18 protein-coding genes are annotated in these 24,554 nt (G+C 61.3%); 5 read left to right on the forward strand and 13 right to left on the reverse strand.

Translation table 11 applies throughout. From position 1 onward, the window contains the following. Window positions 1-4 precede the first annotated feature (4 nt). Together ligD and BFP89_RS06000 are read right to left on the reverse strand one after the other, a co-directional pair. Complete coding sequence (gene ligD / locus BFP89_RS05995; RefSeq protein WP_065884609.1) at window positions 5-2,530, reverse strand: DNA ligase D; 2,526 nt, start codon at window positions 2,528-2,530, stop codon at window positions 5-7. A gap of 24 nt (window positions 2,531-2,554) precedes the next feature. Then, window positions 2,555-3,394, reverse strand: a complete 840-nt coding sequence (locus tag BFP89_RS06000; RefSeq protein WP_065884610.1) for a non-homologous end joining protein Ku — start codon at window positions 3,392-3,394, stop codon at window positions 2,555-2,557. Window positions 3,395-3,583: 189 nt separating this feature from the next. On the opposite strand from BFP89_RS06000, the gene BFP89_RS06005 reads away from it, so the two are divergent. Together BFP89_RS06005 and BFP89_RS06010 are read left to right on the forward strand one after the other, a co-directional pair. After that, complete coding sequence (locus BFP89_RS06005; protein WP_065884611.1) at window positions 3,584-3,898, forward strand: hypothetical protein; 315 nt, start codon at window positions 3,584-3,586, stop codon at window positions 3,896-3,898. Between the two features lie 11 nt (window positions 3,899-3,909). Next, window positions 3,910-5,067, forward strand: a complete 1,158-nt coding sequence (locus tag BFP89_RS06010; protein ID WP_065884612.1) for a PQQ-dependent sugar dehydrogenase — start codon at window positions 3,910-3,912, stop codon at window positions 5,065-5,067. A gap of 472 nt (window positions 5,068-5,539) precedes the next feature. On the opposite strand, the gene BFP89_RS06015 is transcribed toward BFP89_RS06010, so the two are convergent. Both BFP89_RS06015 and BFP89_RS06020 read right to left on the reverse strand, forming a co-directional pair. Further along, window positions 5,540-6,019, reverse strand: a complete 480-nt coding sequence (locus tag BFP89_RS06015) for a nuclear transport factor 2 family protein (RefSeq protein ID WP_065884613.1) — start codon at window positions 6,017-6,019, stop codon at window positions 5,540-5,542. A 52-nt stretch (window positions 6,020-6,071) separates the two neighbouring features. Further along, window positions 6,072-6,635, reverse strand: a complete 564-nt coding sequence (locus BFP89_RS06020) for a TetR/AcrR family transcriptional regulator (RefSeq protein ID WP_065884614.1) — start codon at window positions 6,633-6,635, stop codon at window positions 6,072-6,074. 124 nt (window positions 6,636-6,759) lie between these two features. On the opposite strand from BFP89_RS06020, the gene pssA reads away from it, so the two are divergent. Further along, entirely contained in the window at window positions 6,760-8,103 is a 1,344-nt protein-coding gene (gene pssA, locus BFP89_RS06025; protein ID WP_065884615.1) for a CDP-diacylglycerol--serine O-phosphatidyltransferase, read from the forward strand. Window positions 8,104-8,189: 86 nt separating this feature from the next. Here the strand turns inward: pssA and efeO (BFP89_RS06030) are convergent, their stop codons facing one another. Genes efeO (BFP89_RS06030) through efeU form a run of 4 tightly spaced genes read right to left on the reverse strand, consistent with a single transcriptional unit; the run spans window position 8,190 to window position 12,411 of the window. After that, window positions 8,190-9,008 (reverse strand): iron uptake system protein EfeO, encoded by an 819-nt coding sequence (gene efeO, locus BFP89_RS06030; protein WP_065884616.1) that lies wholly within the window; start codon window positions 9,006-9,008, stop codon window positions 8,190-8,192. 26 nt (window positions 9,009-9,034) lie between these two features. Further along, on the reverse strand, window positions 9,035-10,339 hold the full coding sequence (gene efeB / locus BFP89_RS06035) for an iron uptake transporter deferrochelatase/peroxidase subunit (RefSeq protein ID WP_065884617.1): 1,305 nt from the start codon (window positions 10,337-10,339) through the stop codon (window positions 9,035-9,037). Window positions 10,340-10,352: 13 nt separating this feature from the next. Next, complete coding sequence (efeO, locus tag BFP89_RS06040) at window positions 10,353-11,555, reverse strand: iron uptake system protein EfeO (protein WP_065884618.1); 1,203 nt, start codon at window positions 11,553-11,555, stop codon at window positions 10,353-10,355. Between the two features lie 10 nt (window positions 11,556-11,565). Continuing rightward, window positions 11,566-12,411 carry an iron uptake transporter permease EfeU gene (efeU, locus tag BFP89_RS06045; protein ID WP_065884619.1) on the reverse strand — a complete coding sequence of 282 codons (846 nt, stop codon included), beginning with the start codon at window positions 12,409-12,411 and terminating at the stop codon, window positions 11,566-11,568. A gap of 168 nt (window positions 12,412-12,579) precedes the next feature. On the opposite strand from efeU, the gene BFP89_RS06050 reads away from it, so the two are divergent. Next, entirely contained in the window at window positions 12,580-13,605 is a 1,026-nt protein-coding gene (locus tag BFP89_RS06050; RefSeq protein WP_065884620.1) for an AraC family transcriptional regulator, read from the forward strand. Between the two features lie 716 nt (window positions 13,606-14,321). On the opposite strand, the gene BFP89_RS06055 is transcribed toward BFP89_RS06050, so the two are convergent. The 5 genes from BFP89_RS06055 to BFP89_RS06075 form a co-directional block, all read right to left on the reverse strand. After that, window positions 14,322-14,846: a hypothetical protein gene (locus BFP89_RS06055; RefSeq protein ID WP_065884621.1), complete on the reverse strand. Its 525-nt coding sequence runs from the start codon at window positions 14,844-14,846 to the stop codon at window positions 14,322-14,324. Between the two features lie 219 nt (window positions 14,847-15,065). After that, window positions 15,066-16,481: an efflux transporter outer membrane subunit gene (locus tag BFP89_RS06060; RefSeq protein WP_065884622.1), complete on the reverse strand. Its 1,416-nt coding sequence runs from the start codon at window positions 16,479-16,481 to the stop codon at window positions 15,066-15,068. Beyond that, window positions 16,478-19,657 (reverse strand): efflux RND transporter permease subunit, encoded by a 3,180-nt coding sequence (locus BFP89_RS06065; RefSeq protein WP_065884623.1) that lies wholly within the window; start codon window positions 19,655-19,657, stop codon window positions 16,478-16,480. The genes BFP89_RS06060 and BFP89_RS06065 overlap by 4 nt, the downstream gene beginning before the upstream one ends. A gap of 15 nt (window positions 19,658-19,672) precedes the next feature. Beyond that, window positions 19,673-20,914 (reverse strand): multidrug efflux RND transporter periplasmic adaptor subunit MexE, encoded by a 1,242-nt coding sequence (mexE, locus tag BFP89_RS06070; RefSeq protein WP_065884626.1) that lies wholly within the window; start codon window positions 20,912-20,914, stop codon window positions 19,673-19,675. A 243-nt stretch (window positions 20,915-21,157) separates the two neighbouring features. Then, on the reverse strand, window positions 21,158-22,450 hold the full coding sequence (locus tag BFP89_RS06075; RefSeq protein ID WP_065884624.1) for an MFS transporter: 1,293 nt from the start codon (window positions 22,448-22,450) through the stop codon (window positions 21,158-21,160). Window positions 22,451-22,844: 394 nt separating this feature from the next. Between BFP89_RS06075 and BFP89_RS06080 the strand changes: the two genes are divergently transcribed. After that, a complete protein-coding gene (locus BFP89_RS06080; protein WP_256097324.1) occupies window positions 22,845-23,792 on the forward strand; it encodes a sensor domain-containing diguanylate cyclase in 948 nt (315 codons plus the stop codon). Window positions 23,793-24,554: the final 762 nt, after the last annotated feature.

Here is a 24,554-nt window from a genome sequence, read left to right on the forward strand (position 1 = left end):
CGAATCACTTCGGTGGCTTCGCGCCCAGCTTGTCCCACATCCGCTTGCTGATCTTCTGACGATTGGCATAGCCGGCCCAAGGGTCATCCTTCAAATCGCGCAACCGTTCGTGCAGATTGGCCACTGTCCATTGCTGGGCGCCGCGCAAGTCATTGAGTTCATCCCGACTGACGGGCACCGACACCGGCAGGCCCGGACGTGCCCGCACGGAGTAAGCCGCCACGGTGCTCGCGCCGCGGGCGTTGCGCAGGTAATCGATGAAGATTTTGCCCACGCGGTTCTTCGGGCCGCTGGTGGCGGTAAAGCGCTCCGGCAGTTGCCGGGTCATGAATTGGGCGATGGCTTTGGCGAAGGCTTTGACGGTGTCCCAATTATCCCGTCGCGCCAACGGTACGATCAGGTGAAAACCTTTGCCACCGCTGGTTTTGACGAAGGCCTGCAAACCTATTTCATCCAGTACCGACAGCGTCAACTGCGCAGCTTCCAGCATGGACTTCCAGGGCAGGGCGGGGTCCGGGTCGAGGTCAAGGACGAACAGGTCGGGGGTTTCGATCTTGTCCGTGGTCGCGCCCCAGGTGTGCAGCTCAACCGTGCCCATTTGCACCGCGCCGATCAGGGCATCGACGCTGTCTATTTCCATCAGGCGGGCGTGGCCGGGGTCCAGTGCCTGGTCCAACTGCTTGATGTGCGGGATGGTCATGCGCTCGGAATGCTTCTGGAAGAACTGTTCGCCTTCGATGCCCTCCGGCGCCCTGAGCAGCGAGACGGGCCGGTTGCGCAGGAAGGGCAGGATGGATGCGCTGATATCGGCGTAGAACTGCGCCAGTGCCTGCTTTTGCGTGCCGCTCTGCGTGTCGATGACACGATCAGGGTGGGTGATTTTCATGGCTTTCACGGTTTTCACCGCCTTCTCGGGTTTTTTCGCCTTTGGCGCCGTCACCGATGTGGCCGTACGCGGCTGTTCATGAATGATCTGCTCAGCGGGCTTGTCGGTGCGCATGCCCACAAATGCAGCCTGGCGCACCAGGCCTTCCCGGGTCCATTGCGCAAATTGCACTTCACCGACCAGGCGCGGCTCGACCCAGTGCACGCCGCGCGCCTGGGCGCTGGTCAACGGTTTTTGCAGCGGCGAGTCCGTGCGCTCCAGCGCGGTGAGTTGGCCGTAGATGGCGTTGAGCGACGCCTGGTCGAAACCGGTGCCCACGCGCCCGGCATACACCAGCCCGGCATCGTCGTTGACCGCCAGGAGCAGCGCACCAAACCCGGTGCGCGAGCCTTGGGGGCGGGTATAGCCGACAATCACGAACTCCTGGCGCAACCGGCATTTGAGTTTGATCCAGTCGGCACTGCGGCTGGACACATAAGGGCTGCCGGCGCGCTTGCCGATCACACCCTCCAGGGTCAGGTCGCAGGCGCTTTGGAAGATGTCGCGGTGGTCGGCGGCAAAGGCTTCGGAGAAACGCAGCAGCTTGCTTTTGCTGGTGGACAGGGCGGACTCAAGTGCCGCGCGACGGGTTTCGAGCGGTTCCTCGCGCTGATCGCGGCCGTCAAGAAACGGCGCATCGAACAGGTAGTAAACGATGTCGAGGCTGCGACCGATGTCGAAGGCATTCTGCAAGGCCTGGAAATCCGGCAAGCCGTCGTCGTTGAGACTGACCACTTCGCCATCCAGCCAACTGTCCTTGAGTTTGAGCGCTTGCAAGGCTTTGGCCTGGCGCGGCAGGCGCTCGGTCCAGTCATGGCCGTTGCGGGTGAACAGGCGTACCTCTCCATCGCGGATGCGCGCCAGGATGCGGTAACCGTCGAATTTGATCTCGTAGTGCCAGTCACCTTCGGGGGCCCGATCGACCAGGGTCGCCAGTTGCGGGGAGAATGCCTCGGGCACGGCGGTTGCCGCCTTGCGCGTGCTCGCCTTGCGCGCGGCTTTGGGTTTCGCTGGCGTTTTGGTCTTGGCCTTGGGTTTACCGACCACCGCATCGCTGAGCACGCTGGCGGGTTGGGCCGCGACGATATCGTACTCAGCCGAGGGGCGCGCCTGTTGGTCCTTTTCCTTGATCAGCAGCCATTGTTCCTTATCACCGCTGCCTTTGAGCCGGGTGCGCACCAAGGTCCAATCGCCCGTGAGTTTTTCGCCGACCAGGCTGAATTTCAGTTTGCCGGCGGCGTAGGCCTTGTGCGGATCGTCGTGGGGTTGCCAGATGCCGCGGTCCCACACGATGACATCGCCTGCGCCATATTGCCCGGCGGGAATGCTACCTTCAAAGCCGCCATAACTCAGGGGATGGTCCTCGACGTGCACCGCCAGGCGTTTCTGGCTCGGGTCCAGGCTCGGGCCCTTGGGCACAGCCCAGCTCAACAGCACACCGTCAAGTTCCAGGCGAAAATCGTAGTGCAGGTTGCGCGCAGCATGCTTCTGGATCACAAAGCTCAGCGCCGACGCGTTGCGCCTGCCGGCCGGTGACCCGCCGGCCGGCTCGCCGGTAATCCCGAAGTCGCGTTTGCGGTTGTACTCGCCCAGGGGCTTTGCCATGTCGTTCTCCAGCCAATGGCAGGCTCAAGAGGCCTTTTTGTTGGACTTTTTCGCTGCGGGTTTTTTCGCCGCAGGTTTGCCCGCCAGGCTGCGCTTGAGCAGTTCGGTCAGGTCGATCACATCGGCGGATTTGCGCTCCTCGCTGCCCTCGGTCGATTCGACGTCTTCGATCTTGCCGGCCTTGGCCTTCTTCTCCACCAGCGCCATGATCTTTTCCTGGAAGCTGTCGCGGTATTCCTCGGGTTGCCAGTCTGCGCTCATGTCTTGCACCAGACGCTTGGCCATGTCCAACTCACCCTTGGCCAGGGTCGGCTTGATCACGTCGCTGCCCAATTCCAGTTCATCCAGGCTGCGCACTTCGGCGGGCCAGCGCAGCATCACCAGCACCAGCGCCGACTCCAGCGGCATCAGTGCGGCCAGGTGTTGCTTGGTGTGCAACACCACATTGGCCAGGGCGACTTTGCCGGTTTTTTTCAAGGTCTCGCGCAGCAGCGCATAGACCTTGCCGCCGCGCTTGTCAGGGGCCAGGAAGTAGGGCGTGTCGATGTTCTGCAGGGGAATCTGGTCGCTGGCGACAAAGGCGATGATTTCGATGGTCTGGGTCGACTTCGGGTGGGCCGAGCGGATTTCCTCTTCGCTGAGCACCACGTAGCGGCCCTTTTCATACGCCACGCCCTTGACGATATTCTCCTTGTTGATCTCTTTGCCGGTCGCTTTGTTGATGCGCTTGTAGCCCACCGGGTCCATGCTGCGTTTATCCAGCCAGTCGAAATCAACGCCTTGGGTGGATGTCGCTGACACCAGCGAGACCGGGATGTGAACCAGACCGAAGCTGATGGCGCCTTTCCAGATTGCCCGGGGCATAGATACCTCTCCTTCAAAGAATAAGCCTGTGTTCTGGTGACTCATGGGGCCGGGCAAAAGTTTCGGCGGCTGGATGCTCGGACAGATCCTGTTACACCTGATGAGAAACAATTTAATGTCGCCAGCCGAACCCCTGGGGTAGCGTGTTATCGAAAGTACGAGCATTACTCGACATAGAGAGGCATCGTCATGAACAGTTGTAGGCGTTATCTGGCCGTGCTGGCGTTGGGGCTGGTCCTGGCGCCCGTGGTCCAGGCGCAAACCCTGCCGGGCCAATACGATTCCAACAACAGCCCCATTCATCGGGCCAACCCCAACAGCATGCAGGGCACCCAGCCCAATGCGCCGGCCGTTCGCGGTATCCAGACCGCCCCGAGCAACCCTCGGCCTACGGTGGAAAACGGCGGGATCGGCAATCGCTATCCCAAGCGCGACCCCGCGCCCAGTCGCCCGACCACCGAAACCCAAGCGCCCACCTATGATGCCAACGGCAATCGCCGGTAAGGACTCGTCTTATGTTTCTACGCAAAACCCTGCTAGCCGCCCTGTGCGCAACCACGCTGCTGCCATTGACCGTGGCTCAAGCCGCCGAGGGCCGACAGTTTCCCAGTGAGCAAGGCAGCATCACCGCGACGCCGGTCGCCAAGGGCCTGCATCATCCCTGGGCGGTGGCTTTCCTGCCGGACAGGCAAGGCTTCCTGGTGACCGAGCTTCCCGGCCAGCTGCGTTTCGTCAGCCAGGACGGCAAGCTTTCCGCGCCGTTGACGGGCGTGCCGCAGGTGTGGGCCAAGGGGCAGGGCGGTTTGCTTGACGTGGTGCTGTCGCCCGACTTCAAGCAAGACCGCCTGGTCTACCTGTCGTACGCCGAAGGGGGCGGCAAGGATGGCAAGGCCGGGACCGCCGTGGGGCGAGGGCGCCTGGCCGATGACTTGAGTGGCTTGAAGGACTTTACGGTGATTCTGCGCCAGGAGCCCAAGCTGTCGACCGGCAATCACTTTGGTTCGCGCCTGGCGTTTGACCGTGACGGCTACCTGTTCGTGACATTGGGCGAAAACAACGACCGGCCCACTGCCCAGGACCTGGACAAGCTGCAAGGCAAGGTCGTGCGCATCTACCCGGACGGCCGCGTACCCGACGACAACCCGTTTGTCGGCCAGCCCGGGGTACGCCCCGAAATCTGGTCCTACGGCCAGCGCAACCCGCAGGGCCTGGCGCTGAACCCGTGGAGCGGGACGATCTGGGAAAACGAACACGGGCCACGTGGCGGGGATGAAATCAACATCATCGAGCGCGGCAAGAACTACGGTTGGCCGTTGGCCACGCATGGCATCAACTATTCGCTTGCGCCGATTCCCGAGGCCAAGGGCAAGACCGCCGAAGGCACCGTAGCGCCGCACCATGTGTGGGAGAAGTCACCGGGGATCAGTGGCATGGCGTTCTACGACGCCGATCGGTTCAAGGCCTGGCAGCACAACGTGTTTATCGGCGCATTGGCCAGCCAGGAGCTGATTCGATTGCAGTTCGAGGGTGACAAGGTTGTCCATGAGGAGCGTTTGCTCGGTGATTTGAAAGCGCGCATTCGTGACGTGCGGCAAGGGCCGGATGGCTTTCTGTATGTGCTGACGGATGAAGATGATGGCGTGCTGTACCGCGTCGGGCTGAATCAGGACTAGGCAGATATAGCTGACGAATGTGGGAGGGGGCTTGCCCCCGATGACGGCCTCCGGGGCGACCAGGATGTTGGATCAGATCGAGTACATATCCGTTTCTGCGGTCACGGCTGCTATGGGTTCCGCTTTTACAGCGGCTCACTTTTGAAAAGCCGGAATGCCGGCCCAGTCAAAAGTAAGCAAAACGCTCTTGCCCCACCACTCGGCACCTCGCCTAGGCTCGGTGTGCCCGAACGCAGGCCTGAATCCGTGGGCCGCCGCAATGGGCCATCCCTGGCCCAGTGCGGCTAACCCGGCGTCCTGCCGGGTTGCCCACGGATTCAAGCCTGCGTTCGGCCAGCGTGGTTTAACGGGGCGCCTGAGATCAAGATCAAAAGCAGATCAAGAGCGACTCGCTTCGCATCGTGGTTACGGTTGGGCGCTACAGAGTTGTGTAGATGCCTATGCTCATCAGGGGCAAGCCCCCTCCCACAGGTTACAGGCCCAATTCCGACAACCCCGGATGATCATCCGGACGCCGCCCCAACGGCCAGTGGAACTTGCGTTCGCTTGCCTTGATCGGCAGGTCGTTGATGCACGCAAAACGGTTGGCCATCAGGCCGTTCTCATCGAATTCCCAATTCTCGTTACCGTATGAGCGAAACCAGTTGCCGGAGTCATCGTGCCATTCGTAGGCGTAGCGCACGGCAATGCGATTGTCGGTAAACGCCCATAACTCCTTGATCAGTCGATAGTCCAGTTCCCTGGCCCATTTGCGCGTGAGAAAACCCTTGGCTTGTTCGCGGTTGTGGACAAACTCGGCGCGGTTGCGCCATTGGGTGTCCAGCGTATACGCCAGTGAAACCCGATGCGGGTCACGGGAATTCCAGCCGTCTTCGGCCAGGCGCACTTTTTCCATGGCCGATTCGCGGGTAAAGGGCGGCAGTGGCGGGCGTACTTCTGCGTCAGTGGACATAGAGCAACTCCTGAAAGCAATACAGTGGATCGAAAGTTGCCAGGCATGTGGTTCAAAGTGCCAATAATGTTCGTGCCATATCCTGCGCATTATCGGCAGCCGTTGAATCACCCATCACCAGGGCAACGGTAATGGCGCCATCGATCAGGATCAGCAGTTGTGCGGCCTGCCGCTCCGGGTCGGGGGTGCCGTGTGCGTGACATAACTTGAGTGCGTACTCGAACAGTTTGCGTTTGTGGGCCTTGGCCAACAGGCGTACCGGGTCTTGCGGGTTGCCGGTCTCGCCACTGGTATTGATAAAGGCGCAGCCGCGGAAATCCGCCGAGCCGAACCAGCTTTTCAACGCGCTGAACAGCGCCAGCAGGCGCTCGCCACTGTCGTTGCTGCGCTCCACGTGCGTGCGCAGCCAGTGCATCCAGCGTTCGTCGCGGCGCTGCAGGGCGGCAATCACCAGTTCATCCTTGTTGGCGAAATAGCGGTAGATGCTTTTTCTCGAGACGCCGGCCGTTTTCACCAGCAAGTCCATACCGGTGGCCGCGATGCCATGGCGATAAATCAGCTTCTCGGTAACGTCGAGAATGATGTCGCGTGTTTCATTAGAGGTCATATCGTTCATGACTTAAACAGTAGAACGATCGTTCTTCTTGGTCAAGGGGGTTTTTCGGATAGCGCTGACGAGACCTGAGCATCTTCATGGTGTAAGCTTTGGGCCTCTTCGGATTCGACCCTTTGCGAGCCTTATGCCGTCGTTCTTCAAACGCTCCCTGTTGCCCAAGCTGCGCGGTTTCCCAGTGTCCACCGAGGCCATCGAGGTGCTGTCCGGCGCCGATGCCTATCGGCGTTGCCTGCTGGAGAAAATCCCGCAGGCCACCCGGCGCATCTACATCGTTGCGTTGTACTTGCAGCAGGATGAAGCGGGGCAGGAGATCTACGACGCACTGCACGCCGCCAAGGCCGCACGGCCGGAGCTGGACATCGTGGTGATGGTCGACTGGCTGCGCGCCCAGCGTGGGCTGATTGGCGCGGGCAAGCAGCCGGGCAACAGCGCCTGGTACCAGGCCATGACCCAGAGCCATGCCACTGAAGTGCCGGTGTACGGCGTGCCGGTGCAAACCCGCGAATTGTTCGGCGTATTGCACCTCAAGGGCTTTGTGATCGACGACACGGTGTTGTACAGCGGCGCCAGCCTGAACAATGTGTACCTGCACAAGTTCGACAAGTACCGCTTCGACCGTTATCACCTGATCCACAGCCAGCCGCTGGCCGATTCCATGCAGCACCTGGTGGAGCATGGCCTGGTGGCGTCCAAGGCGGTGCATCGCCTCGACCTGCCCAACCCGCCCACCACCCGCAGCCTGCGCAACGACATCGGTGACCTGCGCAGCCGCCTCAAGCATGCGACGTACGACACCAGCGCCGGGCAGTTGCCCAACGGGCACTTGCAGGTCAGCCCGCTGCTCGGTGTGGGCAAGAACAACCCGCTCAGCCGGGTGATCCTGGAACTGATCGCCAGCGCCCAGCAGCAACTGACGATCTGCACGCCGTATTTCAACCTGCCGCTGCCGGTGACTCGGGAGATCAACCGGGCCCTGGCGCGCGGCGTGAAGATCGACATCATCGTCGGCGACAAGACCGCCAACGACTTCTACATTCCGCCCAGCGAACCTTTCAAGGTGATCGCAGCCTTGCCTTATCTGTATGAGATCAGCCTGCGTCGCTTTGCCAAGCGCCACCAGCCGATGATCGACAGCGGCCAGTTGAACCTGCACCTGTGGCGTGACGGTGAGCACAGCTACCACCTCAAGGGCATGTGGGTCGACGAGCGTTATACCTTGCTGACCGGCAACAACCTCAACCCCAGGGCTTTCCGACTCGACCTGGAAAACGCCTTGCTGATCGACGACCCCAAGGGCGAATGGCTGGCGCCGCGAGCGCAGGAGCTGGCGCATATTTTCCAGCACGCCACGCGCATTGCCGGCTACCAGCAATTGCAGACGCTGGTGGATTATCCGGCGGCGGTGGGCAAGTTCCTGCGGCGGGTGAGCAGGGTGCGTATCGAGCGGTTGCTGTACCGGATTCTGTAAATTCACCCCGGCCCATAAAAAAACACCCAGGCTTCCCACGGGGCCTGGGTGTTTTTTTTTGCGCGGGCGGCCTGGCTCAGGCCCGATTAGTTCAGGCCCAACTTGCCGCGCAGCATCGACAGGTCTTCGGCCAGGGTATTGACCGGGCCCACCAGGGCCTTGCGGTCGTTATCCTTGACCTTGTCGTAGGTCTGAAACCCGCCGTCCGGGGTCTTGTACTTGGCGAGGATCTTGTCCACGGTGGCAAAGTTCTTGTCGACCTTGGCCAGGAATGCCTTGTCTTGCTTTTCGATCTGGCCACGAAACAGGTCAACAATCTTCTTCGCGCCGTCGATATTGCCCTGGAAGTCATACAGGTCGGTGTGGCTGTAGCGGTCTTCTTCGCCGGAAATCTTGGTGGCGGCCACTTCTTCAAGCAGCGCTGCGGCGCCGCCGACGACTTTTTCCGGTGGGAAGGTCAGGCCGTCCACGCGGGTCTTGAGGTCCAGCACGTCGCTGTTGAGCTTGTCGGTGAGAGCGTCGAGACCCTGGGTGGTGTTCTCGGAAAACAGGCTGTATTCGATGCGGTGAAAGCCGGTGAAGTCTTCAGCCTTTACGCCTTTTTCGTGGTCGTCGACCCGTGAGTCGATGGAGGCGTCGAGGTCGCTGAACAGCTCGGCAATCGGCTCGATGGACTCATAGTGCACCCGGGTCGGCGCGTAGAGTTTTTTCGCGGTGGCCAGGTCGCCTTTTTTCACGGCGGCGGTGAAGGCCTGGGTCTGGGTGACCAGTTCACCGATCTCTTCGGTGACGTAGATCTTGTAGTCGGACACCGGCCCTACCAGGTCCAGTGGTGCCGTGGCGGCGAACGCGGCCAGTGGCGAAAGGGTGATCAGCAACGACAACGCGAGGGTCGACTTTTTCATGGGACGGTATCCGCTCTGAGTTTGTTTTAGGTGTTGGCAGTAGTTTGAAGGGGCGTTGCCGCGAGCAGCGAGCGCCCGATGAAATCCTCAGCGCCCGTGACGCCCGGCAAGGTAAAGAAATAGCCGCCGCCGACCGGCTTGAGGTACTCCTCCAGGGGCTCGCCGTTGAGCCGGGTTTGCACGCTGATAAAGCCTTGCTCCAGGTCAGCCTGGTAGCAGATGAACAACAGCCCCATGTCCAGCTGACCGTTTTTATTCACACCGTTGGAGTAGTTGAACGGCCGGCGCAGGATCAGGTTGGCCTGGGTCTGGGGCGTGCGCGGGTTGGCCAGGCGAATGTGCGCATCGAGCTTGGTCAACTTGCCTTCCGGGTCCTTGCTGTAATCGGGCACCTGGGACTCTTTGTCGCCCCCCATCGGCGCGCCGGTGGGTTTGACGCGGCCAATGATGCTTTCCTGTTCCTGCAGCGGGGTACGGTCCCAGCGTTCGACGAAGTTGCGGATGATGCGCACCGCCTGGTAGCTGCCATGGGCGGCCCAGGCAGGTTCGTCGCCGCCGGGCTGGACCCAGACGATGCGGTCCATGGCCTTGGCGTCGTTGGAGTCGGGGTTGGCCGAGCCGTCACGAAAGCCCAGGAAGTTGCGCGCACTTTGCGCAGGCTCGCCGGGTTTGGCCGGCGCCTGGGGCGGTACGCTGCCTTCCTGTTTCCAGCGCACCAGCAACAGGTCCGGCAGGTTCTTCACGATGTCGCGCAGGGCGTGGATATTGGTGTCCGGTGTATTTGAGCTGAACTGCAGGCTCAGGTCGCCGTGACACTGTGCCGGCTCCAGCGCATCGTTGGGAAAGCCGACCATGCGAATCAGGCGCTTGGGTTTGGCCGCAGCGAGGCCGAAGCGCTCATCGAACAACGACTCGCCGACGGAAACCGTGATGGTCAGGTTATCCGGGGTGACCACCGGGCCGAGGATGCCGGAGTCGGTGGGCGGCAGTTTCGGGTCGACCTGCGGCACGGTGCCGCCGCTCATCAGGAACGCGATGCGCTCGTTCAAGGTGCGAAACAGACGTTCCAGGTCTTCGCGGTCGCTGGCGAGCACATCGAATGCCACCACCATGCCGCAGGCCGGGCGCGGGGTGACGATACCGCTCTGGTGCCGGCCGAAGAACGCGTGGTGGTCCTGGGTCTTGTCGCTGCGCGGCGCGGTGGTGACTTGTTCGGCGGCCGCAGCCATGGCCGGGCAGGTCAGGGTGCTGCCCGCAATGGCTGCGCCGGTGGCCGCCATGCCGAGCAGGACACGGCGACGCTGAAGGTTGAATTGTTGTGGATCACTCATGTGTGCGTTCGTCTCACTGCAGGCCGGAAAGGCCGAGGGCGGGGTCGATTCCATCGAGTGCGGCGGCCAGTGCCTTGGCCTTGTCGGCGATCTGCTTGCGCTGATCGGCCGTGACGCTGTCGTACGTGCTGTAGCGGCTGCCGACTTTGAAACCGGCCAGTTCGGCATCCAATTGCGCCAGTGCGCTGTCGATGGTCGGCAGCAGGTCGGCCGCCGACTGGGTCAACAGTGGGCGCATCAGGTCGACCACTTTGTGCGCCACCTGCAGGTTGGCGGCGAAACCATTGAGGTCGATATGGCTGTAGCGTTCTTCTTCACCGCTGGCGGCACGGACATCGGCGAGGCTGTTGAGGTTGCGCACCACAATGCTCACCAGTTGCTCCGGCGGCAGCGATTGCGCGAGCAACTGTTGCTTGAGCGTGGTGACGTCGTCGACCAAACGCTGCGCAACGGGCGCCAGGCCATCGAGGCTGCGCTGCTGGAACAGGCTGTATTCCAGGCGGTGGAAGCCGCTGAAGGCCGGGTCCTGCTCGCGCTTTTCGAAATAGTCGGCGCGGGCGTTGATGGCGTTGTCCAGCTCGGCCAAACGTTGCGAGGCCGGCGCCAGGCGTTGGTAGGCCTCGCGGGCCGGTACGTACAAGGCCTGGGCCTGGGCGAGGTCGCCCGCAGCAATCGCCTGCTGCAACGCCGTCACAGCCTTGACCAGTGCACTGCCTTGGCCGCTCAGGTACACGCGGAACTCCGACAGCGGCCCGATAAACGCCACCATCGACGGCTTGGCCTTGGCCTGGGCTTCGGATTCAGCCGTGGGCGTCACATGCAAGGTGCCGCGCGGGTTACTCAGCAGGCCGCACGTGATGGCGTAGTCGCCGGGCAGCAGGTTGGCGTTGATCACCTGGCTCAAGCCTGGGGCGATATTCTCCCGCTCTTCGACGACCAGCACGCCGTCGAGGATTTCCCATTCCACCGCGCGATCGGAGCGGTTGATGATGCGAAAGCTCGCTCGTCCAGCCGGCACCGTCAGAGCGTTGGGCTCGCAGGCGTGGCCGTGGATGGTCACCGCGATTTCATTGTGGTTGGCCTGGCGCTTGCCGGCGGCCAGCTGCGAGGCGTAATAGAACAGGCCGCCGGCGGCGATCATCACGACCACTGAGCCGGCCAGGGCCCAGCGCAGCGCGCGGGACGGCGGGGCCGGTTGAGGAGTTGGGCTGGACAAGGGACGGTCCTTACTGGCTGGAGACGGAAGAAGTGGGCGTGACAGGCTTGGCGGACGGCGCGGGCAGGAAGAACATCACCAGCGCCACCACCAGGTAGATCAGATAAGCGCCGAGCGTGCTGACGGTCGGTGCTTCCTGATAGCCGAACATACCGGCGAGCACTGAGCCGAGCGGGCTGTCCATCGGCAGCGCGGCGCTGAAATCGAACAGCACGGTTTGCAGGTGATTCCACACGCCCGCTTCATGCAGGGCCTGCACCGAGTTGGCGAGAATGCCGGCCGCCACCACGAGAATGAACAGCCCGGTCCAGCGGAAAAACGCGCCGAGGTTCAGGCGCATGCTGCCGGAATAGATCAAAAAGCCCACGACAATTGCGAGGATCAGGCCGAGCAGGGCACCCATCGGCGCGCCGGGGCCTTCGCTCTGCTGGAACACGGCGAGCAGAAAGAACACCGTTTCCAGGCCTTCGCGCGCCACCGCGAAAAACACCATGGCGATCAGCGCAAACACTTGATGCCGGGAGCCAGCCAAGGCATGGTCAAGGGACTCATGCAGCGAATGCTTGATGGAGCGCGCCACCTTGCGCATCCAGAACACCATGGAACTGAGGATGCCCACCGCGACCAGTCCGACGATGCCTTCGAACAATTCCTGCTGTTTCTGCGGGAATTCGGCGCTGACCAGTTCCAGCCCACCGCCCACCAGCAAAGACAGGGCAGCAGCGAGAAATACACCGATCCACACGGCAGGCATCCACTGGCCGCGCCCGGTCTGTTGCAGGTAACTGGCGATGATGCCAACGATCAACGCCGCCTCAATGCCTTCGCGCAGCATGATTAAAAAAGGAACGAGCATCGGGCACCACGGCGTAACTAGATAGGAAGCTAAGTTGTAACATAATGATACTCATTGCTAAACAAGAAATATTGACCTTTGCTGAACCTCGGCTGAACGGTGGTGGCGAAGCGCAACCGCCCTTATGATGCAGGCCACCTGGTTTGCAGTCGGACAACTCAACATCCCATGTCGGAAAAAGACACCATCTCCATCCACCTTGTGCGCGAAGCCTTGCTGCAAAGCTGTGCGCCTGGTGCGGCCACTGTCGAGGCATTGAGCAAAGTCGGGATTGATCCTGCGTTGCTTGAGCAGCCCAATGCCCGTGTCCCGGCCACGGCCTATGCGCGCCTGTGGCGTTTGCTGGCGCGGCGCAGGGATGACGAGTTTTTTGGCATGGACCCGCGCAAGCTCAAAAGCGGCAGCCTGGCGTTTCTGTGTCGCGCCGCCATGGCACAACCGAGCCTGATGGCCGGCCTGGAAACCGGGTTGGGTTTTCTGTCGCTGATGCTCGAGCGCATGCCTGCCCAGTTGGTGCGTCAACAGAGCCTGGCGGAGATCGTTCTGCTTGAACCCGAGCCTGAGCCCAAGCGCGCGTTCACCTATTTCACCTATTGGATGATCGTGCACGGCGTTGCCTGCTGGCTGGCCGGGCGGCGCATTCCGATCCTGGCCATCGAACTGCGCTGCGCCCGTCCGGATTTTTGTGATGATTACCAGGTGATGTTTTCCGACAACCTGCGTTTTAATCGCCCACGTACCCGCATGATCTTTTCCGCCGACTGCCTGGACCTGCCGATCAAGCGCAGTCCGCAGGAGCTCCAACGTTTTCTCGCCCATGCGCCGGCTAACATCCTGGTCAAATACCGCGATCCCGAAAGCCTCGCCACGCGCATCAAGCACGACCTTCGGCAGATGCCTCCCGACACCTGGCCGGAAACGGAGGGCCTGGCAGCCACCTTGTGCATCTCCGCCTCCACCTTGCGCCGCCGCCTGGCGGAAGAAGGGCAGACTTATCAGGGCCTCAAGGACAGCGTGCGCAAGGAGCTGGCAGTTGTATGGCTGGCGGAGCCGCAGATCAGCTTTGCCGAGATTGCCGAGCGACTGGGGTTTGCCGATGCCAGTTCTTTCTATAAGGCGTTCCGTAAATGGTCGGGGTCGAATCCGGGGCATTATCGGAGTTTGATTCTGAATGAGATAACGCCTGGAATGTAGCGCCGGTGCGGGACTAGGAAGCAACTTACAGTTTCTTTCACTTGGGTATGACAGAACCTTCCTTATTGTTTTTAGGAAGCGGCTGGCATATCCGGAATAAAAAATCGTGCACAGTTTTAACCGTGATCCTACTCGGTAGATGGGTGAAGTCGGACGATTCAGGCCGTACGGGTCGCGTTGTTAACTGTGAGGGTTTGCTGGATACCCAGTAAAGCGTGGTGTGATGACCTTCATATGTGACGTCTCCAATCAATAACTTGATGGTGAACTTATGAATCGTTTCGTTGCGTTACCCTTTGCCGCGTTGATGCTGGCCTCGGTTCAGGCGTCGGCACTGTGCTTGAATATCTCGGAGAGTTTTAGCGGAATAGTAGAGCCGGAAACTGAAGTTACCGTACATGGGCCGTTCGCAATAACGGGCAGTAATGGATGTTCTAATGCGAATATTGAGGCAATGATTTCAGCAGCGGGTGCGGGAAGAGCGCCCCAGATATCCATCGAGCGTGAAGTTGGCTCCTCTTGGACGAAGGTTGCGGCCAATCCTTTGTCTCCTAGTGTGTCTTGGCTGGGGCCTCTGGGTACATATCGAGTCAGGGCGCACAATCCTGATACCGGCTCGAAGGTCTTTTCAGGAACTGTCAGATACGGACGCTAGGCGGCAGTGATAGCAGTGTGTCAGAGCGCTGGCACGCTGCTACCTTCCTGATGCTTCATCATCAGGCCCGCTCCTCCACCGACAAATCATGTTTTGACGAGTTTGCGAAATACGCCAGGGCATTAATGGCACGATTGGCGTCAAACATGCCCTGTATATATTCCGGAATGCCCTGTGAGCGCCCTACGTCCGGGTTGCTTTTTACAAATGCAAGGTAGCCCTCCAGCTTTTCGTCAAACAGCGCAATTGCATTGAATTTCACATGCGTGTTCGTTTGTCGGCCGGTGGCGTCAGAGGCGCCATCTCCGGATATGAAAATCAGGAAAGCCTGCTCATCGATTACTTTACTATCGAACAACCGCCGCCCCACCTGCTTAAGCTCATCGGTGCTGATAGACGTCATATCATACTTCTTCAAAAACGCTTTCAAATCCGCCAGTTCGTCTTGCTGCCACATTCGCAGTTCGTCAACGGCGTTTGACTCCTCCGTAATGGTGAACGCATTCGTGACCTTTTCCGGGTTCTTGATGACGACCGCATCCGTCTGTTTGGAAAGTACATTAGGTATTGTCACTCTCATGTCCATGTTCGTCTCCTTATAGGATGAAGGGTACGTCCCGTTATCGACCTCTTTTGAGTGATATTTAAGTCATTTGGAAATTTGGGAAGTGTCTGACAGATAAGGATTACCAACAGGCGGAAACCGTTTGGCTCACTGATAACCGGGTAAAAAAAAGCCCCGCGACCGAATGGATCGCAGGGCTAAAAATTGGCTGGATGCGACCAACCAAAGGAGCTCTTTACATCACTTGTTGCCGGCGACCACCGTGTCCGGCTGCCAGCCACCACCCAACGCTTTGTAGATCGCCACTATGCCGCGATACAGGTCCACTTCGGCCTGGGCCTGGGCGTCTTCGGCGGCCAGGCGTTCGCGCTGGGCGTCGAGCAACACCAGGAAGTCCACGGTGCCTTCGCGGTAGCGGATCGCCGCGAGGTCGGCGGCGGCGCGGCTGGATTCGCTTTGGCGGATCAGCGAGACCAGGCGTTGCTGGCGCTTGCCGTAGTCGCTGAAAGCGTTTTCGGATTCTTCCAGGGCCAGCAGCACTTGCTGCTCATAGGTTGCCAGGGCGCCTTCGGCTTCGGCATTCGCACCGCGCAAACGGGCGCGCACGCTGCCCAGGTCGAATGCGGCCCAGGTGATGCTCGGGCCCAGGGACCAGGCATTCGCGGCGGCCGAACCGATCTGCGAGCCGCGCCCGGCGGTGAAGCCGAGGAAGCCGCTGAGGCTGACCCGTGGAAACAGATCGGCCTTGGCCACGCCGATCCGCGCGGTGGCGGCGGCCAGTTTGCGTTCGGCGCTGAGAATGTCCGGGCGTCGTTGCAGCAGTTGCCCCGGATCGCCGATCGGTAATGCCTTGGCAATCGCCGGCAGGTCTTTGGGGCTCAGGTCCACGCTCAGTTTGTCCGGGCGCTGGCCGAGGAGGGTGGCGATGCGGTTACGCTCGCGCACTTGCTCGGCCTGCAGTTGCGGCACGCTGGCTTCCACCGCTGCCAGGCGCGCATCGGCACGTTCCACGTCAAGCTGATCACCCACACCGGCATCGCGCAGGCTCATGGTGATGGCGCGCGAGTCCTGCTGGTTCTTCAGGTTGTCCAGGGCGATGCGTTCTCGCAGTTGCGCACCGCGCAGTTGGCCGTAGGCGTCCACCAGTTCGGCAATCATGGTGACTTGCAGTTGGTACAGGTCGGCTTCGGCCACTTGCTGGTCGGCGTCGCTGGCTTCCAGGTTGCGGCGGATGCGCCCGAACAGGTCGACTTCCCAGGCCATGTCCAGGCCCAGGTCATAGCGCTCGCTGTTGACACGCTTGGTGGTCTGGCCCGGAATCTGGCCTTTGCCCACTTCACTGCTGGCGCGGGAGGTGACCACCGGCATGATGTCGTTGGCCGCGTCATCGCGAATCGCACGTGCCGCCCGCAGGCGGGCAAACGCTACGCGTAAATCACGGTTGCCGCTCAACGACTGGGTCACCAGCTGGTTAAGCGTCGGGTCTTCGAACTGCTGCCACCAGATGCCTTCGTATTTGGCGTGGTCGTAGCTTTTGCTGTCGGCGGCGGCCGTGATATTGGCCGCCTCCAGCTGTTGGGTCTTGTAGTCCGGGCCTACGGCACAGGCGGCGAGCGCCAGTACCAGCAGGCTCGGCAGGAATATTTTCACACTCATTGCTGTGTCTCCAGCTTCAAGGCCTTGGCCGCTTTGCGCGCTTCCTGGCGCTCCACATAACGCCGGATCAGTACGTAGAACACGGGCGTCAGCAACAGACCGAAGAAGGTCACCCCGATCATCCCGGAGAACACCGCCACACCCATGGCATGGCGCATCTCGGCACCGGCACCGCTGGACAGCACCAGCGGCACCACACCCATGATGAAGGCGAAGGAAGTCATCAGGATCGGCCGCAGACGCAGGCGGCAGGCTTCCAGTACCGCCGCCAGCGGGTCGAGGCCTTCCTGCTGTTTATCCTTGGCAAACTCGACGATCAGGATCGCGTTCTTGCAGGCCAGGCCCACCAGTACGATCAGGCCGATCTGGGTGAAGATGTTGTTGTCGCTGCCCGAGAGAATCACCCCGGTGATGGCCGACAGCAGTGTCATCGGTACGATCAGGATCACCGCCAGCGGCAGGCTCCAGCTTTCGTATTGGGCGGCCAGTACCAGGAACGCCAGCAGTACGCAGAGCGGGAACACGAACAGCGCGGTATTGCCCGAGAGGATTTGCTGATAGGTCAGGTCGGTCCACTCATAGGTCATGCCGTTGGGCAGTTCATCTTTCAACAGCTTTTCAATGGCTATCTGGGCCTGGCCGGAGCTGTAGCCCGGTGCGGCGTTGCCGTTGATTTCAGCGGTGATAAAGCCGTTGTAGTGCATCACGCGGTCGGGGCCCGAGGTGTCGCTGACCTTGATAAAGGTCGCCAGCGGGATCATCTCGCCCTTGTTGTTGCGCACTTTCAACTGGCCGATCTGGTCGGCGTCCTGGCGGAACTGCTGCTCGGCCTGCACGTTGACCTGATAGGTACGTCCGAAGCGGTTGAAGTCGTTGGCATACAACGAGCCCAGGTAGACCTGCAGCGTGTCGAAGATGTCGCTGATCGCCACGCCATGGGTCTTGGCCTTTTCACGGTCGATGGCCGCGTCGACTTGCGGCACGTTCACCGTGTAGCTGGTGAACAGGCCGAACAGCTCGGGCACGTTGTGGCTCTTGGCGATGATGTTCTGCACTTCTTTGTACAGCTCGTCATAGCCGAGGTTGCCACGGTCTTCGATCTGCAGGCGGAACCCGCCGATGGTGCCCAGGCCTTGTACCGGCGGCGGCGGGAAGATCGCCATGTAGGCTTCTTCGATATTGGCGTATTGACCGTTCAGTGCACCGGCAATCGCACCGGCGGACATGCTCGCGTCCTTACGCTCGTCGAAGGGTTTCAAGGTCACGAACACGATGCCGCTGTTGGGGCTGTTGGTGAAACCGTTGATCGACAGGCCGGGGAAGGCAATCGCGGCTTCCACGCCAGGTTGTTTCAGGGCGATCTCCGACATGCGCTTCATCACGCTTTCGGTGCGATCAAGGCTCGCGGCATCGGGCAGTTGGGCGAAGGCCACCAGGTATTGCTTGTCCTGGGCCGGGACGAAACCGGTCGGGGTGTGGGCAAAACCGAAGAACGTCAGCACCATCAGGCCGGCGTACACGAACAGGGCAATGCCGCTGCCGCGAATCACCCGGCGAACGGTCCCCACGTAGCCATGGCTGGCCTTTTCGAAGAAGCGGTTGAACGGACGGAACAACCAGCCGCCGAAAATCTTGTCGAGGAACCTGGAGAAACGATCCTTCGGCGCATCGTGGGCCCGCAGCAACACGGCGGCCAGGGCAGGGGACAGCGTCAGCGAGTTGAACGCCGAGATCACTGTCGAGATGGCAATGGTCAAGGCGAACTGTTTGTAGAACTGTCCGGTCAAGCCGCTGATAAAGGCGGCCGGGATGAACACCGCGCACAGCACCAGCGCCGTGGCGATGATCGGGCCGGTCACTTCGCTCATGGCCTTTTCAGTGGCCGGGAACGGCTCCAGGCCCAGCTCGATATTACGCTCGACGTTCTCCACCACTACGATGGCGTCGTCCACCACGATCCCGATGGCCAGTACCAGGCCGAACAGGGACAGCGCGTTGAGCGAGAAGCCGAACAGGTGCATCACCGCAAACGTACCGATCAGGGAGACCGGCACCGCCACCAGGGGAATGATCGAGGCGCGCCAGGTCTGCAGGAACAGGATCACCACCAGCACGACCAGGATCAGTGCTTCGAACAGGGTATGCACCACCGCTTCGATGGAGCCGCGCACAAAGATCGTCGGGTCATAGGCGATGCGGTAGTCCATCCCCGCCGGAAAGCTCTTTTTCAGCTCGGCCATTTTCGCGCGTACATCGTTGGAGATGTCGATGGCGTTGGAACCGGGTCGCTGGAAAATCGGAATCGCCACGGCCGGCTGGTTATCGATCAACGAGCGCAGCGCGTATTGGCTGGAGCCCAACTCGACCCGAGCGATGTCCTTGAGCCGCGTGATTTCACCGTTGGCGCCGGCGCGAATCACAATGTTCTCGAACTCTTCCTCGGTGACCAGGCGGCCTTGGGTATTGACCGACAACTGGAAGCTGGTGGCACTCGGCGCAGGCTGCGCGCCCAGGGCACCGGCGGCCACTTGACGGTTCTGCTCGCGAATCGCCGTGACCACATCGGTCGCGGTCAGGTTGCGCGAAGCGGTCTTGTTCGGGTCCAGCCACACGCGCAGGGAATAGTCGCCCATGCCGAACAACTGCACGTCGCCGACGCCGCCCAGGCGGGCCAGCTCATCCTTGATATTGAGGATCGCGTAGTTGGACAGGTACAGCATGTCGTAACGCTGATCCGGGGAGGTCAAGTGCACCACCATGGTCAGGTCGGGAGAGGCCTTGTCCACGGTGATACCGATGCGTGTCACTTCCTCGGGCAGTTTTGGCTGAGTGCGCGTCACCCGGTTTTGTACCTGCACCTGCGCGTTGTCCAGGTCAGTGCCCAGGGCGAAGGTGATGGTCAGGGTCAGCTTGCCGTCGGCGGTCGACTGCGAGGACATGTACAGCATGTTCTCGACGCCGGTAATGGCTTGCTCCAGCGGCGCCGCCACGGTTTCGCCGATGACTTTGGGGTTCGCACCCGGGAAGTTGGCGCGTACCACCACGGTCGGCGGCACCACTTCCGGGTATTCACTGATCGGCAGCTGGAACAGCGAGATGGCGCCGGCGATCAGGATCAACAGCGACAGCACCGCTGCGAAGATCGGCCGCGATATGAAGAACTTGGAAAAATTCATCTTGAGTCGTATCCCTTAACCGCGTGGAGTCGCGCTGCTGGCAAGCTTGGGCGCGGGTTTTTCCGGCGCCACCTGCTCCAGGTTGCTGGCTTCAAGCGCTTGTCGTTGTTGGGCCAGGGCGGCGAGGGTTTCCTGGCTGGCCATCGGAATGGTTTCCGGCGCCACCGGCGAGCCCGGCCGCACGCGCTGCAGGCCCTTGACGATAATGGTGTCGTCCTTGTTCAAACCGCTGCGCACGATGCGCAAGCCTTCGATCTTCGGACCCAGTTCCACGGCGCGATAGGCCGGCTTGTCGCCTTCCATCACCAGCACGAACTTCTTGCCCAGGTCGGTGCCCACGGCTTCGTCGTTGATCAGCACGGCGGAGTAGGTGCCGCTGCCGACCAGCTTCAGGCGTGCATACAGGCCAGGGGTGTATTCGCCCTTGCTGTTATCGAACACCGCGCGGCCACGGATGGTGCCGGTGGCCGGGTTGACCTGGTTGTCGACGAAGTTCATCTGGCCCAGGTGCGGGTTGCCGGTTTCGTTCGACAGACCCAGGTACACCGGCGTGGTCGCGCCCCGACGGCCTTGGCGGGCCAGCTCGGTGTACTTGAGGAACACACGCTCATCGGCGTCGAAGTAGGCGTAGACCTTGTCGGTGGACACCACGCTGGTCAGCGCGGTGGTGTCGGCGGTCACCAGGTTGCCGGCGGTGATTTCGGCACGGCTGACGCGGCCGCTGATGGGCGAGGTGACGCGGGTAAAGCTCAGGTTCAACTTGGCCAGGTCCAACTGCGCCTGGATCCCGGCCATGGCGGCGCGGGCTTCCTGGGCGGCGGTGGCGCGCGAGTCGGCGAGTTCGGCGGAGATCGCATTGCTCTGGCGCAGGCGTTCGCCGCGTTGTGCTTCGTTATCACTGCGGGTGGCGGCGGCCTTGGTCTGCGCGAGCTGCGCTTCAAGACGGCGCACTTCGGCCTGGAACGGGCGCGGGTCGATCTGGAACAGCAGGTCGCCTTTCTTGACCAAAGCGCCTTCGGTGAAAGCGACTTGGTCAATCTGGCCAGAAACCCGTGGGCGAATCTGTACGGTTTCCGGGGCTTCCAGGCGCCCGGTGAATTCATCCCACTCGTTGACCGGCTGTTCCAGCACCTTGGCCACGCTGACCTTGGCGGCAGGCATGGCGGCCGCTTGGTCCGGGGACTTGCCGCACGCGCTCATCACCACCACGGCCAATATCGCCAGGGGCAAGCGCAAATGTTTGAGTGACTGTTCCATGAGGTGCATCCGCCAATGTATTTGAGATGGGCGGATCATGCGCGGGGAGGCGGTATGTCACGAATCGAATGAAGCAAAGGTGACTATCATTCGGAATGATATAAGCGCTGCGGACAGCCCCCCAGTCTGCAGTTTTAGTTAGGGAGCTATCAATGTGCGTGATGACAAAACACTGTTGTTGCTGACGTATCTAAACTCACCGGTAGTGTCCCGGCCACTCAGGCCGGGACAATCGGATGACTTTTACGGCTGAGGCTGAGCGGGCTCACCGCTCAATGCATCCATCATGGGTGGGTGTTCCTGCACCGCCTGGCGCAGATCCTCGGTGACCCGCAGTTCAGCGCCCGTCGGCGAGAACGTTGCCGCTGCCGCAAACGGCGCGGGGTTGGCCGGAACGGGGCGCTTGCCGCGTCGCCACAGGAAGAAGGTGACCATGCACAGGTTCACCAGCGCAAATACCCAGAACAGGCCGTTGGCGCCGAACGAATTCATCACCGGCGAGATCATCATCGGACTGATGGCCGAGCCCAGCGAGTTGATCAGCAACAGGCCCTGGATCATCGGTACCAACGCGTCGGCAGGCGCGCGGTCGGCGGCATGGCTGACGGCGACCGGGTACAGCGCGAACACCGCGCCGCCGAGCAGGAACAGCAGCACCGCAAGCAGCATCGACGACAGGGGCAGCAGTACGATCAGCAGGGACAACAGGGTGCAGGCCACCGCCAAGATGGTCAGCACCTGCAAGCGATCCTTGTGGTCGGACCAGCGTCCGACCGGGTATTGCAACAGCATGGCGCCGAGGATCGTCCAGGCCATCATGCTGCCGACGTCGCCAACGTTCAGGCCGGCGCGTTGCAGGTACAGCGGCAGCAAGGTGTAGATCGCCGCGATGCTGACCCCCGAGCCGAAGCACCCGACCAGCCCGGTCGGCGTCACGCCCAGCAGTTGCCGTGGCTTGAGCGGTTCAACCTGATCCAGCAGGGGCGATACCCGGGGCAGGATCACAATCGGCAATACCGACAACGACGCGAGCATGCCGGCCACCATGAACGGTGCGCTCTCGCTCAGGCCGGCGATCCTGCCCAGCGCCGCCTGGCCCAGTACGCCTGCGCCATACAGCACGATCATGTACAGCGCGAGCAAGCGCCCGCGAATCTTGGCGTCGCCGGCCAGCAGCAGCCAGCTTTCGATCACCAGAAACACCCCGACCGTGGCCCAGCCGTTGACCAGGCGCAGCACGAACCAACCCCAGGTGTCATAGAACAAGCCCTGCAGCAGGATGGTCACCGCGATCAGCGAGGCAAAGCTGCCGTAGGCGCGGATATGCCCGATGCGCAGAATCAGCCGGTCATTGAAGACGGCGCCCAGCGTCAGGCCGATGAAGTAGGCCGATGACACGATCCCGATCATCGTGGCCGATGCGCCGGCTGCGTCGAGTCGAAGGGTCGTCAGGGATGAAAGAAAGCCGTTGCCCAGCGCAACAATGAACAGCCCCAGCAAGGGCGCCAGCGCCATGGCCAGCAAACGCGCAGACATAAAGACCTCTGGAAAATCGAACGGCGAAACAGGCGGTCGCCTGCAAACGAGCGCGGGATTCTACGGCTTGCGCATGATTTTCCAAGGGCTGTTTGCTGCGACGTTAGGTCGCAGGGTTGATTGCATAAAGCGCAAGAAAATTTTTCCATCCATCCCCTCCCGCAAAGCTTGCGTCCGGTCGAGCAAAGACCCCGGCAGGCCCGCGTCTTGATAATCCCTGCACTCAACTCCACCGCTGCAACGAGCACCGCGTCCCGCCATGAACCTGCGCACCTTCATCCGTCGTCACTGCCTTAATTGCGCGCTCACTACGAAGGCACTGACCCGACTGCATAAGTCGCTGTCTTTCCTGGCCGCCCATTTGGCCCGGCGAGGCTTCGACTCCCGATCCTCTATGGCCATCCGCGATGTGGCCGCCCTTGATCGTCGCCTCAGTACCCTGTGCCCGGAGTTGGCCGCCACCGTGTTCAGCCACGCCCGCGACGGCATCATCCTGGTCGACCCGTTCGGCCGCGTCATCGCCGTGAACGAGGCCTTCAGCCGGCTCACCGGTTACGGGCGGGATGAAGTGCTGGGGCGAGCGTTGAATGCCCATCCCATGGTGCGTCGGTTGGCGACGTTTTATGCGCCGATGAAGAACGCGCTGGACTTCCACGGGCACTGGTCCGGTGAGATCCAGAGCAGCCACAGGGATGGACGGCAGATGACTTCGCGGATCAGCGTCAGCGCGGTGCATGACCGTCACGGGAACGTCCAGCACTATGTGGCACTGTTCAGCGACATGACGCAGATGAAGCAGCGCCTGCAGTTGCTGGAACGTGATGCCCGGTATGACGCGCTCACCCAGTTGCCCAATCGGTTGCTGTTGGCCGAGCGGATGCGCCAGGCGTTGGGCAAGGCGAAGGTTGACCAGCACAAGGTGGCGATCGCGTTCATTGACCTTGATGGGTTCAAGGCGCTTAACGACAGTTACGGCCATGATTGGGGCGATCGGGTGTTGCAGATTGTCGCGGCGCGGATCAACGCGACGTTGCGTGAAGGCGATACCCTGGCGCGGCTCGGTGGCGATGAGTTTGTGGCCGGGCTGGTGGGGTTGCAGGCTGCGCAAGACAGCGAACCTTTGCTCCAGAGAATGTTGCAGGCGGCCAATGCGCCGATTTTGATTGGCACGCAGACGGTGGAGATTGCCGCGAGTATCGGCGTGGCGTTTTATCCGGAGCATGGGGCGCAGATCGATGGGCTGATCAGCAAGGCGGACCAGGCGATGTATCTGTCGAAAAAGGCTGGGGGTAACCGTTTGGCGTTTTGTCCGATGCGGTGTGTTTCGGCTATCGGGACATAGGTATCTTGGCGAGACGCCGAGCTTGCTCCCCCGTTGGGCCTGGCCGCCTACGACTATCTTACTGATACCCCACAAATCCAAATGTGGGAGGGGGCTTGCCCCCGATGATGGCCTCAGAGCCGACCAGGATGTTGAGTCGATCCCGGTCCAACTGTGGGAGGGGGCTTGCTCCCGATGACGGCCTCAGGATCGACCAGGATGTTGGATTGGACCGGGTACATATCCGTTTCTTCGGTCACGGCCACTTAGGGTTCCGCCCTGACGGCGGGTCACTTTGGAAAAGCCCCAAAGTAACCAAAGGGCTCTTGCCCCACCACTCGGCACCTCGCTCATGCTCGGTGTGCCCTCTCTCCGGCTTGAATCCGTGGGCCGCCGCAATGGGCCATCCATGGCCCAGTGCGGCTAACCCGGCGTCCTGCCGGGTTGCCCACGGATTCAAGCCTGCGTTCGGCCAGCGTGGTTTAACGGGGCGCCTGAGATCAAAAGCAAAAGCGCGGCGGCCTTGGAGCCGACCGGGATTTTGTGTCGATCCTGGCCAAAATGTGGGAGGGGGCTTGCTCCCGATGGCGGCCTCAGAGCCGACCAGGATGTTGAGTCGATCCCGGTCCAAATGTGGGAGGGGGCTTGCCCCCGATGGCGGCCTCTGGGCTGGCCAGGATGTTGGATCGGATCGAGTACATATCCGTTTCTGCGGTAACGGCTGCTATAGGTTCCGCTTTTACAGCGGCTCACTTTTGAAAAGCGCAAAAGTAAGCAAAACGC

It is taken from the genome of Pseudomonas sp. 31 R 17 (assembly GCF_900004915.1).
GTDB lineage: Bacteria > Pseudomonadota > Gammaproteobacteria > Pseudomonadales > Pseudomonadaceae > Aquipseudomonas > Aquipseudomonas orientalis_A.